This is a genomic window from Blastococcus sp. KM273129, assembly GCF_021698995.1.
In the GTDB taxonomy this organism is placed as follows: Bacteria; Actinomycetota; Actinomycetes; order Mycobacteriales; family Geodermatophilaceae; genus Blastococcus.
The window spans coordinates 93853-110437 of the sequence record NZ_SSXB01000010.1 but is presented as its reverse complement, the minus strand read 5'-3'; the positions used below and the strand labels follow the sequence as shown (position 1 = coordinate 110437).

The window sequence follows — 16585 nt, the reverse complement described above, 5'->3', positions numbered from 1 at the left end:
CCGCTCTCCCCGGCAGCGGCGAGGCCCCCGCCGACCGGCAGGTGGTCGCCACCGCCCACACCTCGGTGTCGGTCGCCGACCCGGCCGACGGCGCCCAGCAGGTCAGCGAGCTCGTGGAGTCCGCCGGGGGGCGCGTCGACGAGCGCACCGTGCAGTCCACCTCCGGCCCGGACGGCGTCGAGGGTGCGGTCGCCGACCTCGTCGTGCGGGTGCCCGCCGATGCGCTGACCGGCGTCCTCGCCGACCTGGCCGAGCTCGGCGACGTCGAGGACGTGTCCGTGTCCCGCTCCGACGTGACCGCCACCGTCGTCGACCTCGACGCGCGCATCTCCGCGCTGCAGGCCTCGGTGGCGCGGCTGCTCGCCCTGCTGGCGGACGCCGCCACCACCGAGGCCCTGCTCGAGGCCGAGCAGGCGCTCTCCCAGCGCCAGCAGGACCTCGAGTCGCTGCAGTCGAGGCGGGCCGCGCTGGCCGACCAGGTGGAGCTCTCGACGCTCCGGGTGCACCTGCAGCCCTTCGGCGTCGCACCCCCCGGCGGGCCAAACGGCTTCCTGGACGGGCTGGCCACCGGCTGGCGGTCCCTGGTCGCCGTCGCGGGCGGGACGGTCGTGGTGATCGGCGTCGTCCTGCCGTGGCTGGCGCTCACCGCGCTGGTCGCCGCCGCGGTGCTGGTGCCGCTCCGCCGGTCGCGGCGGCGGGCCGCTGCCCCGCCCCCGGCGGCGGCCACCGAGGGCTGACCCGCGCCGGGCGACGTCGAGCCGGGTGCGCACGCGGCTGGACGGCGGCCGGCGCGGCTCGACCCTCACCGGCTCGTGAGGACGACGAGCCGCTGCGTCGCCCGGGTCATCGCGACGTAGCGGTCCACCGCTCCCCCGACGCCCGGCCCGAACGCGTCGGGGTCGACGAGGACGACGAGGTCGAACTCCAGCCCCTTCGCGAGCGCCGGGGTCAGCGACCGCACCCGGGGCCGCTCCGGGAACGCGGGCGCCCCGATGACGCAGGCGGTCCCCCCGCCGTGTTCCGCCAGCCAGCCGTCCACGACCGCGTCCAGTTCCGCGACGGAGCCGTACCCCACCGGCACCCCCGTGCTGCGGACCGACGTCGGCACGTTGGCGTCCGGCAGCACCGCGCGGATCACCGGCTCGGCCTCGGCCATGACCTCCGCCGGCGTGCGGTAGTTGACGGTCAGCGACATCTGCCGCACCTCGGTGAGCCCGATCCGGCGCAGCCGCTCCGCCCACGGCTCGGGGAAACCGCGCCGAGCCTGCGCCCGGTCGCCGACGACGGTGAAGCTCCGCGACGGGCAGCGACGCAGCAGCACCTGCCACTCGGCGTCGGTGAGCTCCTGCGCCTCGTCGACGACGACGTGCGCGAACGCCCCGGCCAGCGGGTCGGCCTCCACCGCGGGCACGGCATCCTGGTCGACCAGGGCGTCGCGGAGGTCGCCGTGGCGCAGGCTGGTCATCAGCAGCAGCTCGGAGTCGTCGGCCGCGATCAGCTCGTCGATCACCGCCGACATGCGCTCGCGCTCCCGGGCCACGACGGCGGCCTCGCGCTGCCGCCGCCGCACCGCGCCGGCGTCGCCGAGCCGCATCCGGGCCGCGTCCAGCAGCGGCAGGTCGGCCGTCGTCCACGCCCGGGGGTCGCTCCGCTGGAGCCGCCGCACCTCGCCGGGCGCGAGCTCCGGTGCGCACCGCCGCAGGTAGGCCGGCACCGACCAGAGGTCCCCGACGACGTCGGCCGCGTCCAGCAGCGGCCAGGCCCGGTCGAGCGCGGCCCGCAGCTGCCGGTCCTGGCGCACCGCGGCGCGGACCAGGTCCGGGTCGACGTCGTCGTGCGCGTCGACCACGACGTCCACCAGCGACTCCCGCACCTGCTCGCGCGCCTCGTTGTGCGGGGTGCCGGGCTCCACCGCCTCGAAGGCCTCGGCCCAGTTCTCGACGGTCAGCCGGACGTCGTCCCACGGCGTCGTGACCGTCGTCCCGCGGGCCGGCGGCTCCTCGTAGAACCGGACGGCCGCCTCGATCGCCGCCACCATCCCCACCGACGACTTCAGCCGCGCCACCTCCGGGTCGGCCTCGTCGAGGGCGCCGGCCCCCTCGGGCACCAGGTCGCGCAGCGTGCAGGTGCGCACCCCCTCCTCACCCAGGCCGGGCAGGACGTCGGCGACGTAGGCTAGGTAGGGCTCGTGCGGGCCCACGAACAGCACCCCGCCCCCGCGGTGCCCCAGGCGCGGGTCGGAGTGGAGGAGGTAGGCCGCGCGGTGCAGGGCGACGACGGTCTTGCCCGTGCCCGGGCCGCCGTCGACGACGAGGGCGCCGCGGGAGCCGGCTCGGATGATCGCGTCCTGGTCGGCCTGGATGGTGCCGAGCACGTCCTGCATCCGGGCCGACCGGCTCCCGCCGAGGCTCGCCAGGAAGGCCGACTGGTCGTCGAGGGCGGCGTGCCCCTCCAGGCCGTCGGCGGTGAAGACCTCGTCCCAGTAGTCGGTGATCCGGCCGCGGGTCCAGCGGTAGCGGCGACGGCTGGCCAGCCCCATCGGTGCGGCATGGGTGGCAGCGAAGAACGGCTCCGCCGCCGGGGACCGCCAGTCGACGAGCAGCCGGCGGCCGGCGCCGTCGGTGAGCCCGAGCCGCCCCACGTAGACGGGCTCGCCGCCGTCGGCCGGGACGACCCGGCCCAGGCAGAGGTCCAGGCCGAACCGCCGCAGGGTGCGCAGCCGGGTGGCCAGCCGGTGCACCTCCAGGTCGCGGTCCAGCGCCGCCCGGCCGGTGCCGCCGCGGGCGGCTCGCTCGGCGGCCAGCCGTTCGGTGAGCTCGGTGATCGACCGGTCGAGGCTCACGGCGATCCGGGTGAAGTGCCGCTCGTCGGCTGCGATCAGCGCGGGATCGGCCTTGGCGGCGAGGCGGTCGGGGAGGTCGAAGGCACGGGTGTGCACGGTCACGGCAGCGGCTCCGATCCGGGGCGGCCGCCGCGCCCGTCCGCGCACGGTCAGCCGGCCCCGGCGGACGAGTGTCCGAGCCCCCCGGGGTCTTGCCGCAAGCCCCGGGGCGCGCTATACGTTCGAGTGGGACGAAGGCACATCACTGCTGCCCGGCCGGAAGCCGGTGAACAGGCCGTCGCGCCACTGCCCGCCCAGGGCGAGGGTCAGGCCGAGGCCGGTGCCGCTCGCGAGCACCAGCTGCAGGCCACCGGCGACGGCGATCCACGTCCACACCCGCGCCAGCCGCTCCAGCGAGAACTCGATCCCGATGGTGAACAGCAGCAGGATGACGCCGATGTCGGCGGTGGCCTGCACCGCCCCGCTGCTGTCGACGACGCCGAGCTGGGCGGGGCCGATCAGGACGCCGGCCACCAGGAACCCGCCGATCGGCACCACACCTCGCCGGCCCCGATGACGACGTCTGCCGAGGGCGACATGGCGACATGTCGCCCGCCGACGACGGCGGTTCCCGAGCCCGCCGGGCACCCGCGGAATCCCGGGTCGCCGCGGGCGTTGCACAGCAGCGGGCGCCGCACCGATGCTGGCGGCAGCCGTCCGAGGAGGATGACGCACATGACCGCACCACCTCCGGTCGGGGCGGGCCTGCGGATGGGCACCGCCCGGGGGCGCTGGGTGCTGCTCGCGACGGTGCTCGGCTCGGGCGTCGCGATGCTGGACGCCACGGTCGTCAACGTCGCCCTGGAGCGGATCGGGTCCGACCTCGGCGCCGACTTCGCGGGACTGCAGTGGACGGTCAACGCCTACACGCTCACGCTCGCCGCGCTCATCCTGCTGGGTGGCTCGCTCAGCGACCGCTACGGGCGGCGGCGGATCTTCGTCGTCGGGGTCTGCTGGTTCGCCCTGGCGTCGCTGCTGTGCGGGCTGGCCCCGAACATCGAGACGCTGGTGGCCGCCCGCGCGCTGCAGGGCATCGGCGGGGCGCTGCTGACCCCCGGCAGCCTCGCGATCATCTCGGCGTCCTTCTCCGGCCCCGACCGTGCCGCGGCGGTCGGTGCCTGGTCCGGGCTCTCCGGGGTCGCGGCCGCCGTCGGGCCGTTCGTCGGTGGCTGGCTGGTGGAGTGGAGCTGGCGGGCGGTCTTCCTGATCAACCTGCCGCTGGCGGCCCTGGTCGTCCTCGTCGCCGTCCGCCACGTGCCCGAGTCGCGCGACCCGGCCGCTGCGCCGCGGCTGGACTGGGCCGGGACGGCGCTGGTCGCCCTGGGGCTCGGCGCGCTGACCTACGCGCTCACCGCCGCCGGCGAGGGCGGCGTGGCTGCGGCGACCTGGCTGTGGGGCGCGGCGGGGATCGTGGGCCTGGCGGCGTTCGTGGCGGTCGAGCGCCGGTCGCGGCACCCCCTGGTGCCGCCGTCGCTGTTCGCGGAGCGGCAGTTCACCGCCGCGAACGCCGTCACCCTCTTCGTCTACGCCGCGCTCGGCGCGCTGTTCGTGCTGCTCGTCCTGCACCTGCAGGTGGTCCCCGGCTTCAGCCCGCTGCTCGCCGGCACGGCGCTGCTGCCGGTCACCGTGCTGATGCTGCTGTTCTCGGCGCGCGTGGGGGCGCTGGCCCAGCGGATCGGGCCGCGCCCGCTGCTCACCGCCGGGCCGCTGGTCGCCGCCGGTGGCGTGCTGCTCATGCTGCGGATCGGCCCGGACGCCTCCTACCTGCTCGACGTGCTGCCCGGGGCGCTGCTCTTCGGCGCCGGGCTCACGCTGCTGGTCGCCCCGCTCACGGCCACCGTGCTGGATTCCGCGCCCGACCGCTACGCCGGTGTCGCCTCGGGGGTCAACAACGCCGTCGCCCGGGCGGCCGGGCTGCTCGCGGTCGCGGTCGTCCCGGTCGCCGCGGGGATCGGTGGCACCGACTACACCGATCCCGAGGCGTTCGCCGACGGTTTCCGCGCGGCCATGCTGATCCTCGCCGGGCTCCTCGTCGCCGGGGCGCTGCTGGCGCTCCTCTACGTGCGCCGCCCGCTCGGGGACGCCGCTGCGGAGACGCCGGTGCAGCCGTCCGGCCCCGGGCGGGTCCACATCGAGGAGTACCCGCAGTGCCCGGTCGCCGGCCCTGCCGTGCTGCCGCGGGAGGACGCCCCGGCTCCCGGGGGCCGCTCCACCTCGTCGTGACCGGGCCCGCCGAGGTCGGCCGGTGGCCGAGGACCCCCGACAGCAGGGTCGCGCCGCGGAGCGCGGCACGTGGGAGGCAGCGGACCGGCCGAGGCGGGACCGACGACGTTCCCGCGGGAACGCCCGCACGACCGGCGGCCGCGCGTGATCCAGCAGCGGAGGGATCGCGGGCCTCGGGCCGGGCAGCTGCGGGGTGAGCGGCCCGGGCCCCGGGCCCGCGTCCGGACCAGCGATCTCTACCGCGGCCGGCGCGCCGCCTTCCGGACCGCCCAGCCGCCGGCGGCGTCGGCCGCCCGCCGCCACAGCGGTGCGCGCCGCTGCTCCAGCCGCGCCGGCCGGCCCTCCAGCTCCGCCACCCGGGCCGCGTCCGGGCCGAGCACCCGCGGGCGGGCGGCCAGCGCGCCGAGCCCGTCGGTCAGCGCGGTGACCAGGTGCGGGACGTCCTCGGGCACCGGCCGCGCCGTGCCGACGCACGTCTCCCCGCGCCAGAGGCCGAGGTTGAGCAGCCCCGCCTCGACGTGCCTCGACACCCGGACCCCCCGGCCCTCGCCGCGCGCGTCCCACGCCCACCGCCCGTGCACGGGCATCACCCGTGCCGCCATCCGCACAGGCCGGCGCGAGGCGCCGACCCGGTCAAGCCGGGGCGGACCGGGCCCGTCCCGGTGCGCCGCGGAGCCGTGGCCTCACAGCTCCGTCGGCAGCCCCAGGGCGGCGAACAGCTCGCAATCGAGGTTCAGGAAGCTGGAGATGTGGGCGATCCGGCCGTCCTCGATCTCCAGCACGTGCAGCCCCCACGGCACGTGACCACCCCCCTCGGCCGGCCGGTACTGGGCGAAGGCCGGCGTCCCGTTGGCCGAGGTCTCGATCAGCCGGGACCCCCGGCAGGCGCTGGCCGGCTCGGTCACCATCCAGGCGCCGATGTCCTCACGCCCGCGCAGCCACATCTCGAACGGCGGCATGTGCTGCGTGGCGTCCTCGTGCAGCAGCTGCACGAACGCGTCGATGTCGTACCGCTCGAAGGCGTCCAGGTAGCGGGCCAGCAGGGCGCGGGCGTCGTCGTCGAGGGTGCGCGGCGCCGGACGGCCGCCCGCGTCGGCGAGCGTGGCCCGGGCGCGCTGCAGGGCGCTGTTGACCGAGGCGACGGTGGTGTCGAGCAGCTCGGCGACCTCGTCGGCCTTCCAGCGCAGCACCTCTCGCAGGATGAGCACCGCCCGCTGCTTCGGCGGGAGGTGCTGGAGGGCGGCGACGAACGCCAGCCGCACCGACTCCTTGGCCACCGCCTGGTCGGCCGGGTCGCCGTCCTCGGGCAGGACCTGGCGGTCGAGGACCGGTTCGATCCACGCCGTCGCCGGCCTGCGCCCGCTCAGCGACGCAGGGACCGGCGGGTACGGGGAGCCGGCGAGGTCCATCGGCAGGGCGCGGCGCTGCCGGCCGGCGAGCTGGTCGAGGCAGACGTTCGTGGCGATGCGGTAGAGCCACGACCGCAGCGCCGACCGACCCTCGAAGTCCGACAGCCCGCGCCAGGCGCGGACGAGGGTCTCCTGCACCGCGTCCTCGGCGTCGAACACCGAGCCGAGCATGCGGTAGCAGTAGCCGGTGAGCTCGCGGCGGTGCTCGAGCAGCCGCGGGTCGAGCTGTTCCGCCGGGCCGATGACGGCACTGGTCACAGGAGTCACCCCTCGCGATCGATGTGGCGGTCAGCACACCACAGGCCACCGACAGATCGGGAGCCCCCGGAGCGCGGTGGCTCCGGGGGCTCCCGGCCCCTCACGCCCGTCCGGGCGGGTCGGTCTCAGCCCGTCACGGGAGCAGCGGCACCCCGTCGCGCACCAGCTGCCAGTTCTCGACGAAGAAGTCCGCCGGGTCGATCACACCGACCTCCTGGGCCCGCTCGATGAGCAGCTGGCGGATCTCCAGTTGCTCGTTGTAGACCACCGGCGCGGTGGAGATGTGCGGGAAGTTGCCCCCGCCGCTGCGGCGGTAGTTGTTCACGGCCACGACGAACCGGTCGCCGTCGGCCACCGGGGCCCCCTCGTAGGAGAGCCCGACGATCCGCGAGCCGGCCGGCTCCGCCACGTCGATCTCGTAGCTGACGCCCGACAGGATGTCGTAGTTGTAGTCGGGCCGGCCGCCGGCGTTGGTGATCGACCCGGGGTCGACGTCCCCGGTGGCCGGCACCTGGGTGAAGTACCCGGCGGAGAACTCCAGGTAGTCCCTCAGCTGGGCACCGGTCAGCTCCACGGCCTCGAGCGTGTTGTCGTAGATGTAGAGCCCGGCGATGTCGCGGATCGTGACGTTCCCGGCCGGGAACACCGCCTCCCGGCTGAACGGCGCCGCGATGGAGAGCACCGGCAGGTCGGCCCGGTCCGTGCCCTCCAGGGCGGTGGCCACGGTGTCGGTCTGCACGTCCTGGATGAAGTCCAGGATCGCGGTGTCCTCGTACCGGCTGGTGACCGCCGAGAGCTCCTCCGCCGATGTCGCCACCACCTGGTTGACGTACTCGACGGTGGTCGCGTGCGCCTCCTCCGTGGCGTCCACGACCTTCTCCGACTCCGCGACACCCGCGGTGCTCAGCGCCGTGGCGGAGGTGCCGACGACGTCCCACCGCCCGCGGACCCGCTGCAGGTCGATGTCGACCTGGGAGACGGTGGCGCCCCAGCGGTACGGCTGGGTGAGCAGCACCTCCTCACCGGTGACCTCGTTGGTGACGACCTGCGAGGCGGCGTTCCGGTGGGTGTGGCCGACCACCATCGCGTCGATGCCGGGCACGGTGCGGGCGATGACGTCCGACGGGTTCTCCGTGGGCACCTCGGGACCGTAGGAGGAGGTCCCGCCGACCCCGGCGTGCGAGAGGACGACGACGACATCGGCCTTGCGGTCGACGACCGGCACCCACTTCTCCGCCGCCTCGACCATGTCCTGGAAGGTGACCCGGCCCTCGACGTTGCCCTTGTCCCAGATCGCCGAGCCCGGGGTGGTCAGGCCGATGATGCCGACCTTGACCGGCCGGTGGCCGGGGACGCGCATCGTCTCTATCGTGTACGGCTCCAGGTACGGCCGCGGGGTGCCGTCGCGGAGCACGTTCGCGCCGAGCACCGGGTGGTCGACGTCCTTCTCGTACGCCCGCAGCAGGTCCAGCCCGTAGTTGAACTCGTGGTTGCCGACGACCTGCGCGTCGTAGCCGATCGCGTCGTACGCCGCCGCCATCGGGTGCTCGACGCGGGTCTCGGTGACCGGCTCCTGCTTGGCGTAGTAGTACGTCAGCGGCGTCCCCTGGAGGAAGTCGCCGTTGTCGACCACGAGGACGCTCTCCTCCCCCCGCTCCGCGCGGACCGAGTCGACGACCGTGGCCACCTTCGCCAGGCCGGTCTCGAACCCCGCGTTCTCCGAGTAGGTGCGGTCGGCGAAGTAGTCCCAGTTCTGCACACGCCCGTGCAGGTCGGTGGTGGCCAGCATGGTGAGCGTCAGGTCGTCCGACGCCTGCGGCGCGGCCGCGGCCGGGCTCAGGGGCGCCAGGGTGAGCGCCGCCGCCGCGGCCGCCACGGACAGCGTGGTCCGCCGTCTCATCCGGTTGGTTCCTCTCGATCGATCGGTCCCCGTGACGGTGCGCAGGGGATCCGGGAGGGAGAGTAGGGACGGGCACCGACAGCCGGGCGGACGGCGGGTGACCGGAGCGCTACTGGTAGCTGATCAGCTGGGGATCGGGCTCCACGTCGCTGATCGTCTGATCCGGCGTGAGCATCGGGATGTCCTCGTCGTAGAAGTTCTTCCAGCCCCACCACAGGCCCTCGGGAGCGCCCTGGCGCAGCGCGTTCCAGGTGCCCTGCTTGGCACCCTGCCCGCCCTGGCCGTCGGCGTGCACCATCACGGCCAGCTCGTCGCGGCCCAGGTCGACGCGGTCGCGGCCCGGGATCATGTCCAGGCGGAACTGGTGCAGCACCAGCAGCTTCTGCGGCAGCTGGTTCTCGCGGGTGAGGTCGGCCAGCCAGGTGACCACGCGGTTGACCTCCTCCACGTCCACCGACCCGATCTGGCGCAGGTGCACCTGGTCCGGCTCCAGCCGCCACTCGGGGTCCAGCGCCAGGCCGACGTGCGGCAGCTCCAGCAGCGAGCGGTACAGCTCGGCCTGGGTGACGAAGTCGGTCCGCCCCGGCTGCAGGTCGAGGACGACGTACATGCCGGCCTCCCCGGCCGCCTCCACCCACGGCCGCAGGAACTCGGGGTCGGCCTCCGCGGAGTAGTCGCCGTCGGGCCCGGCCGAGGCCGAGGCGATCGTCGCGATGATCTCGAACGCGGGCACGACCGTCTCCTCGACCAGTGGCTCGTAGGGCGCCGCGTGGGCCCGGGCCCGCTCGACGGCCGCCTCCACCGGCTGCTCGCCCATCAGGCCGAGCGCGGCGGTGCCGGGGTGGCCGTAGAGGGCGACCAGCAGCTTGCCCGGGAACAGGGTCTGCCCACCGCCGGGCAGCTGCACCCCGGTGGCGGCGGTCTCGACCTTCCAGTCCAGGCCGTCCTCGGCGGCGAAGCCCGCGCCGAGGGCGACGACCGAGCCGGGGTCCTCCTCGCCGAGCGCGCTGACGACGTCGGCGGAGGTGCGCGGGTCGGTGGTGCCGCCGGTGAGCAGCACCCGCGCGCCGGCGGCGCGGGCCGTCGCGATGCCGGCCAGCGAGCCGGGCTCGCCGGAGGCCAGCACGACGGTGTCCTCCAGCGGCTCCGGGCGGGTGGTCGCCGGCAGTTCCCCGCCCGCGCCCTCCTCCGTCGGGTCCGCGGCAGCACCGCTGCCGCCCTCCGCCCGCAGCGCTGCCGGCTCCTCGGGGTCGAGGGCCGCGACGGCCGCGGCGTCGCCGTCGGCCGGTACCGGCTCGCCGTCGGCCAGGTCGAGCCCGGTCGCCGCCGCCACCGCACCGGCGTCGGCCGCGACCGCCACGACGTCCACGTCGGAGCCGGTCAGCGCGGCGTCGCCGACGGCGAGCACCGCCCCGGTGCCCAGCCGGTCCAGCTCCCCGGTCACCGGCTCCGGCGTCTCCGCCCCGGTGGTGACCAGCAGCGGGACGCCCATCGCCACGGCCGCCGACGCGCCCATCAGCATCCCGGCGCGGTCGCCCTCGTCCGCCAGCACCGCGACGTCGGAGGAGCCGAACAGCGCGCGGCTGGTGCTCACCGCCGTCCCCACCGGGTCCTCGTCGGCGACGACCGTCAGCCGCTCCTCGGGAGCCGCCGTGACGGCCTCCGCGACGGGCGCCTCCGCGGGCTCCTCGTCGCCGGAGGAGGTGCAGCCGGCGAGCAGCGCCGCGCTGAGCGCGAGCGGGATGGTGCGAGAGCGCACGAGGGTCCTCCGTCGTTCGGGGGGCCGACGAGCGGACGGCACGTCGACGCCGGCGTGACAGCACCCGACAGTAGCCGGGGTGCCGCCGCGGCCGGGTCGCTGGACACGGCTCCGGCGGCGGTGGACCATCCCGCACCGAGATGACCGCAGCACCGCAGTCGGGACGGCCCGACCACGAACCGGCCAGCCAGCGGGATGGGTCCGGGAGCTGGCCCGCAGCAGGCTCGGGGCCATGACCGCGGACACCCTCGTGCTCGCCACCGCGGGCGGACCGCTCCCTTCTCCCCGGCCGAACCGGCTGCGCCAGCTCGGGGTGGACACCGGCTACGCGCTGGCCGGGTTCCCCGCCGGGGTGGCCGCGTTCGTCGTCGTCGTTCCCGGGCTGGCGGCCGGCGCCGGCCTGCTGGTCGTCTGGGTCGGGGTGGCGGTGCTGGCCGCCACCCTGCTGGCCGCCCGGGGTTTCGCTACCGCCGAGCGGGCGTGGCTGCCCGCGGTGCTCGGCGAGGCCGTGCCCCGGCCCGTGTACCGCCGGGCCGAGGGGCGCCCGGTCCGCCGCCTGGTCACGCCGCTGCGCGACCCGCAGAGCTGGCTGGACGCGCTGCACGCCGTGCTCCGGCTGCCGTTCGTCATCCTGTCGTTCACGGTGACGGTCACGTTCTGGGCGGTCGCCCTCGGCGGCCTCACCTACTGGACGTGGGACTGGGCGCTGCCCGACGCCTCCCGCGACCCGGGCAACACCGACCTGCTCGAGGTGCTCGGCTTCGAGAGCACCGCCTTCCGGCGGATCGCGCTGTACGCGCTGATCGGCCTGGTGTTCGCCCTGCTGCTGCCGTTCGCCGTCCGCGCGGTGGCGCTGCTGCAGGCGGGGTTCGGCCGGCTGCTGCTCACCTCCCGGGCGGCGACGCAGGCCGAGATCGGCCGGCTGGCCGGTGGCCGGGACGCGGCGGTCGCCGCCGAGGCGGTGGCGCTGCGCCGGCTGGAGCGCGACATCCACGACGGACCGCAGCAGCGGCTGGTGCGCCTGGGCATGGACCTCGCCCGCGCCCAGCGGCAGCTCGACCGCGACCCCGACGCCGCGCGGGAGACCCTGGGCGAGGCCGCCGGGCTCGCCCGCGAGACGCTGGAGGAGCTGCGCGCGCTGTCGCGCGGCATCGCCCCGCCGGTGCTGGCCGACCGAGGGCTCGCCGCCGCGCTGGCCGCCCTCGCCGCCCGCTCCGCCGTGCCGGTCGACCTCGCCGTCGACCTGCCCACCGAGCGGCTGGCCCCGGTCACCGAGAACACCGCCTACTTCGTGGTCAGCGAGGCGCTGGCGAACGTGGCCAAGCACAGCGGCGCGACGACGTGCCGGGTGCAGGTCACCTGCACCGGCACCCGGCTGCGGGTGGTGGTCGAGGACGACGGCGCCGGCGGCGCGGTCACGGCGCCCGGCCACGGCCTCGCAGGGCTGGCCGACCGGCTGCAGGCCGTCGACGGCGTGCTCGTCGTCGACAGCCCCCGCGGCGGGCCGACCCGGCTGACCGGGGACCTGCCGTGCGCGTAGTGCTCGCCGAGGACTCGGTGCTGCTGCGCGAGGGGCTGGTCCGGCTGCTCGAGGAGGCCGACGCCGAGGTGGTGGCCGCGGTCGCCGACGGGCCCTCCCTGGTCCGGGCGGTCACCGAGCACCGGCCCGACGTCGCCGTCGTCGACGTCCGCATGCCCCCGACGCACACCGACGAGGGCCTGCGGGCCGCGGTCGCGGCGCGGGCCGCGGCGCCGGGCACCGCCGTCCTGGTGCTCTCCCAGTACGTGGAGGTCGCCTACGCCGACGAGCTGCTGGCCGACGGCGCCGGCGGCGTGGGCTACCTGCTCAAGGACCGGGTCGCCGACGTCGACACGTTCCTCACCGCGCTGGAGGACGTCCGGGGCGGCGGCACGGTCCTCGACCCCCAGGTGGTGGCCCAGCTGTTCGCGCGCCGCCGGGCCGACGACCCGGTGCGCCGGCTCACCCCGCGGGAACGCGAGGTGCTCGGGCTGATCGCCGAGGGCCGCTCGAACACCGCGATCGCCCGGGCGCTGGTGGTCACGCCGGGAGCGGTGGAGAAGCACACCCAGCACATCTTCGCCAAGCTCGGGCTCGGCCAGGACGAGGACCAGCACCGCCGGGTGCTGGCGACGCTGGCGTACCTGCGCGGATGACCGGTGCCCCGGCCCGGCGCCGAACTCGTTGGCGGAGCGTCGGACCCGACCGGTAGACACGTCGGCGTGACCGATGTCGACGCCCGCCTGCGCCCGGTGACCCTCGACGAGTGGCCGGCCTTCGCCCACGCCATGCACGACGCGTTCGCGGAGGAGGCGCCGGCGTCCTTCGCCGAGCGGCCGTCGTCGGTGGCGGAGCTGGACCGGTCGCTGTCGATGTGGGAGGGCGACCGCGTGGTCGCCACCGCCGGCATCTACAGCCGCATCCTCGCCGTCCCCGGCGCGCTGGTGCCCTGCGCCGGCGTCACGTGGGTCACCGTCGCCCCGACCCACCGCCGGCGCGGCGTGCTCACCGCGATCATGCGCCGCCAGCTGACGGAGCTGCACGAGCAGCAGCGCGAGCCGGTGGCGGGGCTCTGGGCCGCCGAGTACCCGATCTACGGCCGGTTCGGCTACGCGCCGGCGACCCGGGAGGCCCGGTTCTCCGGCCGGACGGAGCGGTTGCGGCTGCGGCCCGACGCCGACCTGGGCACCGGCCGGGTCGAGCAGGTCTCCGCGGAGGAGTTCCGCCCGGCCGCCGTGGCGGTGCACGGGGCGGTGCACCGGTGGGTGCCCGGCAACATGGTCCGCGACGACCGCTGGTGGGACCGGCAGATGCGCGACGACCCCTCCGGCCGGGAGGGCGCCTCGGCCCGGCGGTACCTGCTCCACCGGGAGGCCGACGGCACGGTCACCGGCTACGCCACCTTCCGGGTGAAGGGCGCGTGGAGCGACACCGGCGAGCCGGAGGGCACCGTGGTCGTCCAGGAGGTGCGGGCGACCGGCACCCCCGCCTACGCCGCGCTGTGGCAGGTGCTGCTGTCGGTCGACCTGGTGCGCACGCTCAAGTACCCGGCCGCATCGCCGGAGGACCCGCTGCGCTGGCTGGTCACCGACGCGCGGGCCCTCCACAGCACGCCGGTCGACGGGCTGTGGGTGCGGCTGGTCGACGTCGACCGCGCCCTGGCCGCCCGCCGCTACCCGGCCCCGATCGACCTCGTGCTGGAGGTGCGCGACCCGTTCTGCCCGTGGAACGAGGGGCGCTGGCGCCTCTCCGGGCACCCGGCCGGTGGCTACTGCGCGCGCACCGACCGCGATCCCGACATCGTGCTGGGCATCGAGGAGCTGTCGGCGGCCTACCTGGGCGGCGTCCCGCTGGCCGCGTTGCAGGCCGCCGGGCGGGTGACCGAGGTGAGCCCCGGGGCGGTGACGCTGGCGTCGACGGCGTTCAGCTGGCCGGTGACGCCCTGGTGCCCCGACAGCTTCTGAGGAGCGCCGACGAACGCGCCACGATGCCCCCCGGCCGGACATCCCGACGCGCGAGATGTCCGACCCGGGGCCGCTGCCCGGCCGTCAGTCGGTGCCGGCCTCCATCGCCGCGCGGTCCAGCAGCTCCTCGTCGGCCGGGACCTGGCCGCGGGAGGCGATCGCCTCGGCGCCGCCCTCCTCGGTGACGTCGATCAGCCCGGTCGCCGCGGCCTGGGCCGCACCGATGGCCGCGTGCGACGGCGCGCCACCGACCATCCCGAGCCGGGCGTACTGCTCGAGCTTGGCCCGGGAGTCGGCGATGTCGAGGTTCCGCATGGTCAGCTGGCCGATGCGGTCCACCGGACCGAACGCCGAGTCCTGCGTGCGCTCCATCGACAGCTTGTCCGGGTGGTAGCTGAACGCCGGGCCGGCGGTGTCGAGCACCGAGTAGTCCTCGCCGCGCCGCAGCCGCAGCGTGACCTCGCCGGTGACGGCCATGCCGACCCAGCGCTGCAGCGACTCCCGCAGCATCAGCGCCTGGGGGTCCAGCCAGCGCCCCTCGTACATGAGCCGGCCCAGCCGCCGCCCCTCGGAGTGGTAGGTCGCCAGGGTGTCCTCGTTGTGGATGGCGTTGACCAGCCGCTCGTAGGCGATGTGCAGCAGCGCCATGCCGGGCGCCTCGTAGATGCCGCGGCTCTTGGCCTCGATGATCCGGTTCTCGATCTGGTCGGACATGCCCAGGCCGTGCCGCCCGCCGATGGCGTTGGCCGCCAGCACCAGGTCGACGGCGGAGCCGAACTCCTCGCCGTTGATCGTCACCGGCCGCCCCTGGGCGAAGCCGATGGTCACGTCCTCGGGTGCGATCTCGACCGCCGGGTCCCAGAACCGCACGCCCATGATCGGCTCGACGGTCTCGATGCCGGTGTCCAGGTGCTCGAGCGTCTTGGCCTCGTGCGTCGCGCCCCAGATGTTGGCGTCGGTGGAGTAGGCCTTCTCGGCGCTGTCCCGGTAGGGCAGGCCGTGCGCGACCAGCCACTCCGACATCTCCGTGCGGCCGCCGAGCTCGGTGACGAAGTCGGCGTCCAGCCACGGCTTGTAGACCCGCAGGCCCGGGTTGGCCAGCAGCCCGTACCGGTAGAACCGCTCGATGTCGTTGCCCTTGAAGGTCGAGCCGTCGCCCCAGATCTGGACGTCGTCCTCGAGCATCGCCCGCACCAGCAGGGTGCCGGTGACCGCGCGCCCCAGCGGCGTGGTGTTGAAGTAGCTGCGACCCCCGGAACGGATGTGGAACGCCCCGCAGGTCAGTGCGGCCAGCCCTTCCTCCACCAGGGCGGCCTTGCCGTCGACCAGCCGGGCGATCTCCGCGCCGTAGGCCGTGGCCCGGCCCGGCACCGAGGCGATGTCCGGCTCGTCGTACTGGCCGATGTCAGCCGTGTAGGTGCAGGGCACCGCACCCTTGTCGCGCATCCACGCGACCGCTACGGAGGTGTCGAGACCACCGGAGAAGGCGATGCCGACGCGTTCGCCGACGGGCAGGGAGGTGAGCACCTTGGACACGGCACAAGTATGCACGACCATGCATGGTCATTCACACCGCCCCGGCCGAGGCCGTCAGCCGGCCGGTGGTCGCATCGCGTATCGCCACTCCCCGCGCCGGGGCCGACCGGGCAGGGCCAGCCGCCCGGTCGCCCAGAGCAGGTCGGCCAGCGGGTCGTCGCCCGCGGGGACGTCCGGGAACAGCCGGTCCCGCACCGCCCCGGCGACCTCGGCCGGCGGCTGCCAGTCCAGGCCGACCGCGCCCGCGACGTCGGCGCCGTGGACCAGCAGCTCGGCGCAGGCGATCGCGGCGAACCCGGTCGGGTCCGCGACGCCGTGGGAGTGCCACCCGCGCTCCCCCGGCGCCGCGCCGTCCAGCGTGCGCGCCAGCACCTCACCCCAGGCGGCGAGGCTCCGGGACGTCGTCCCCAGGCCGGCGTCCGGCCGCGCCACGAGGTCGGCGGCGCTGACCTCGCCGGCGCCGGCGGCGAGGTCGTGGGAGTACCAGGCCAGGGCAGCGGCCACGTGGTGGACCACGCCGGTGACCGGCCGCCCCATGACCGGCACCGGGGCCGACCCGTCCGGCACCCGGTCGAGCAGGTCCCCGACGACGGCGAGCGCCGTGCGGACCGCGCCGCCGCCGAGACCGCTCACGGGTGCTGGGACCGGGTGGGCAGCCCACCCGCGGGGCGGTGCCGGTCGCGCTCGTAGTCGCTGATCAGGCCGATCCGCCGGACGTGCCGCTCGTCGCCGCTGAACGGCGTCCCGAGGAACTCCAGCACGAGGGCCGTGGCCTCCTCGTCGCTGTGCTGGCGGGCGCCGACGGCGACCACGTTCGCGTCGTTGTGCTCGCGGGCCAGCCGCGCGGTCGCGGTGTTCCAGACCAGCGCGGCGCGGACACCGGGCACCTTGTTCGCGGCCATCTGCTCGCCGTTGCCCGAGCCCCCGATGACGACGCCGAGGGTGCCCGGCTCGGCGACGGTCCGCTCCCCCACCTCGAAGCAGAACGGCGGGTAGTCGTCCTGGGCGTCGTACTCGAAAGCGCCGCAGTCGACCGGCTCGTGGCCGGCCTCGGCAAGCGCCCGCTTGAGGTGCTCCTTGAACTCCAGGCCCGCGTGGTCGGTGCCGATGAAGACGCGCATGACCGGCAGTCTGTC

At 75.6% G+C, this 16585-nt stretch carries 14 protein-coding genes; 5 read left to right on the top strand and 9 right to left on the bottom strand.

Annotated features, from left to right (window positions below):
* Window positions 1-737, top strand: a 737-nt coding sequence (locus E9565_RS04990) for a DUF4349 domain-containing protein (protein WP_236834241.1), incomplete at its 5' end; no start/stop codon positions are given.
* A 65-nt stretch (window positions 738-802) separates the two neighbouring features.
* Here E9565_RS04990 and helR read toward each other — a convergent pair.
* Both helR and E9565_RS04980 read right to left on the bottom strand, forming a co-directional pair.
* A complete protein-coding gene (helR, locus tag E9565_RS04985) occupies window positions 803-2944 on the bottom strand; it encodes an RNA polymerase recycling motor ATPase HelR (protein ID WP_236834240.1) in 2142 nt (713 codons plus the stop codon).
* A 111-nt stretch (window positions 2945-3055) separates the two neighbouring features.
* Window positions 3056-3379: a cation:proton antiporter gene (locus E9565_RS04980; RefSeq protein ID WP_374201722.1), complete on the bottom strand. Its 324-nt coding sequence runs from the start codon at window positions 3377-3379 to the stop codon at window positions 3056-3058.
* A gap of 177 nt (window positions 3380-3556) precedes the next feature.
* Between E9565_RS04980 and E9565_RS04975 the strand changes: the two genes are divergently transcribed.
* Window positions 3557-5104, top strand: coding sequence for an MFS transporter (locus E9565_RS04975; RefSeq protein WP_236825191.1), 1548 nt, complete (start codon window positions 3557-3559; stop codon window positions 5102-5104).
* A gap of 236 nt (window positions 5105-5340) precedes the next feature.
* Here E9565_RS04975 and E9565_RS04970 read toward each other — a convergent pair whose 3' ends face one another.
* The 4 genes from E9565_RS04970 to E9565_RS04955 form a co-directional block, all read right to left on the bottom strand.
* The gene (locus E9565_RS04970) at window positions 5341-5706 is read right to left on the bottom strand and encodes a hypothetical protein (protein WP_236834238.1); all 366 of its coding nucleotides are present in this window, start codon (window positions 5704-5706) and stop codon (window positions 5341-5343) included.
* 81 nt (window positions 5707-5787) lie between these two features.
* A complete protein-coding gene (locus tag E9565_RS04965; RefSeq protein WP_236834237.1) occupies window positions 5788-6771 on the bottom strand; it encodes a sigma-70 family RNA polymerase sigma factor in 984 nt (327 codons plus the stop codon).
* A 133-nt stretch (window positions 6772-6904) separates the two neighbouring features.
* A complete protein-coding gene (locus E9565_RS04960; protein WP_236834236.1) occupies window positions 6905-8671 on the bottom strand; it encodes a bifunctional UDP-sugar hydrolase/5'-nucleotidase in 1767 nt (588 codons plus the stop codon).
* Between the two features lie 109 nt (window positions 8672-8780).
* Window positions 8781-10430 carry a hypothetical protein gene (locus E9565_RS04955; RefSeq protein ID WP_236834235.1) on the bottom strand — a complete coding sequence of 550 codons (1650 nt, stop codon included), beginning with the start codon at window positions 10428-10430 and terminating at the stop codon, window positions 8781-8783.
* A 232-nt stretch (window positions 10431-10662) separates the two neighbouring features.
* On the opposite strand from E9565_RS04955, the gene E9565_RS04950 reads away from it, so the two are divergent.
* The 3 genes from E9565_RS04950 to E9565_RS04940 all read left to right on the top strand — a co-directional run bounded on the left by E9565_RS04950 (window position 10663) and on the right by E9565_RS04940 (window position 13913).
* On the top strand, window positions 10663-11970 hold the full coding sequence (locus E9565_RS04950; RefSeq protein ID WP_236834234.1) for a sensor domain-containing protein: 1308 nt from the start codon (window positions 10663-10665) through the stop codon (window positions 11968-11970).
* Window positions 11961-12605, top strand: a complete 645-nt coding sequence (locus E9565_RS04945; protein ID WP_236825197.1) for a response regulator transcription factor — start codon at window positions 11961-11963, stop codon at window positions 12603-12605. Before E9565_RS04950 ends, E9565_RS04945 begins: the two co-directional genes overlap by 10 nt.
* A 66-nt stretch (window positions 12606-12671) precedes the next feature.
* A complete protein-coding gene (locus tag E9565_RS04940) occupies window positions 12672-13913 on the top strand; it encodes a GNAT family N-acetyltransferase (RefSeq protein WP_236834233.1) in 1242 nt (413 codons plus the stop codon).
* 84 nt (window positions 13914-13997) lie between these two features.
* Here E9565_RS04940 and argG read toward each other — a convergent pair whose 3' ends face one another.
* Genes argG through E9565_RS04925 form a run of 3 tightly spaced genes read right to left on the bottom strand, consistent with a single transcriptional unit; the run spans window position 13998 to window position 16570 of the window.
* Window positions 13998-15449 carry an argininosuccinate synthase gene (gene argG / locus E9565_RS04935; protein WP_236825199.1) on the bottom strand — a complete coding sequence of 484 codons (1452 nt, stop codon included), beginning with the start codon at window positions 15447-15449 and terminating at the stop codon, window positions 13998-14000.
* A 54-nt stretch (window positions 15450-15503) separates the two neighbouring features.
* On the bottom strand, window positions 15504-16082 hold the full coding sequence (locus E9565_RS04930) for a hypothetical protein (protein WP_236825200.1): 579 nt from the start codon (window positions 16080-16082) through the stop codon (window positions 15504-15506).
* A complete protein-coding gene (locus E9565_RS04925) occupies window positions 16079-16570 on the bottom strand; it encodes a ribose-5-phosphate isomerase (protein WP_236825201.1) in 492 nt (163 codons plus the stop codon). Before E9565_RS04925 ends, E9565_RS04930 begins: the two co-directional genes overlap by 4 nt.
* Window positions 16571-16585 lie beyond the last annotated feature (15 nt).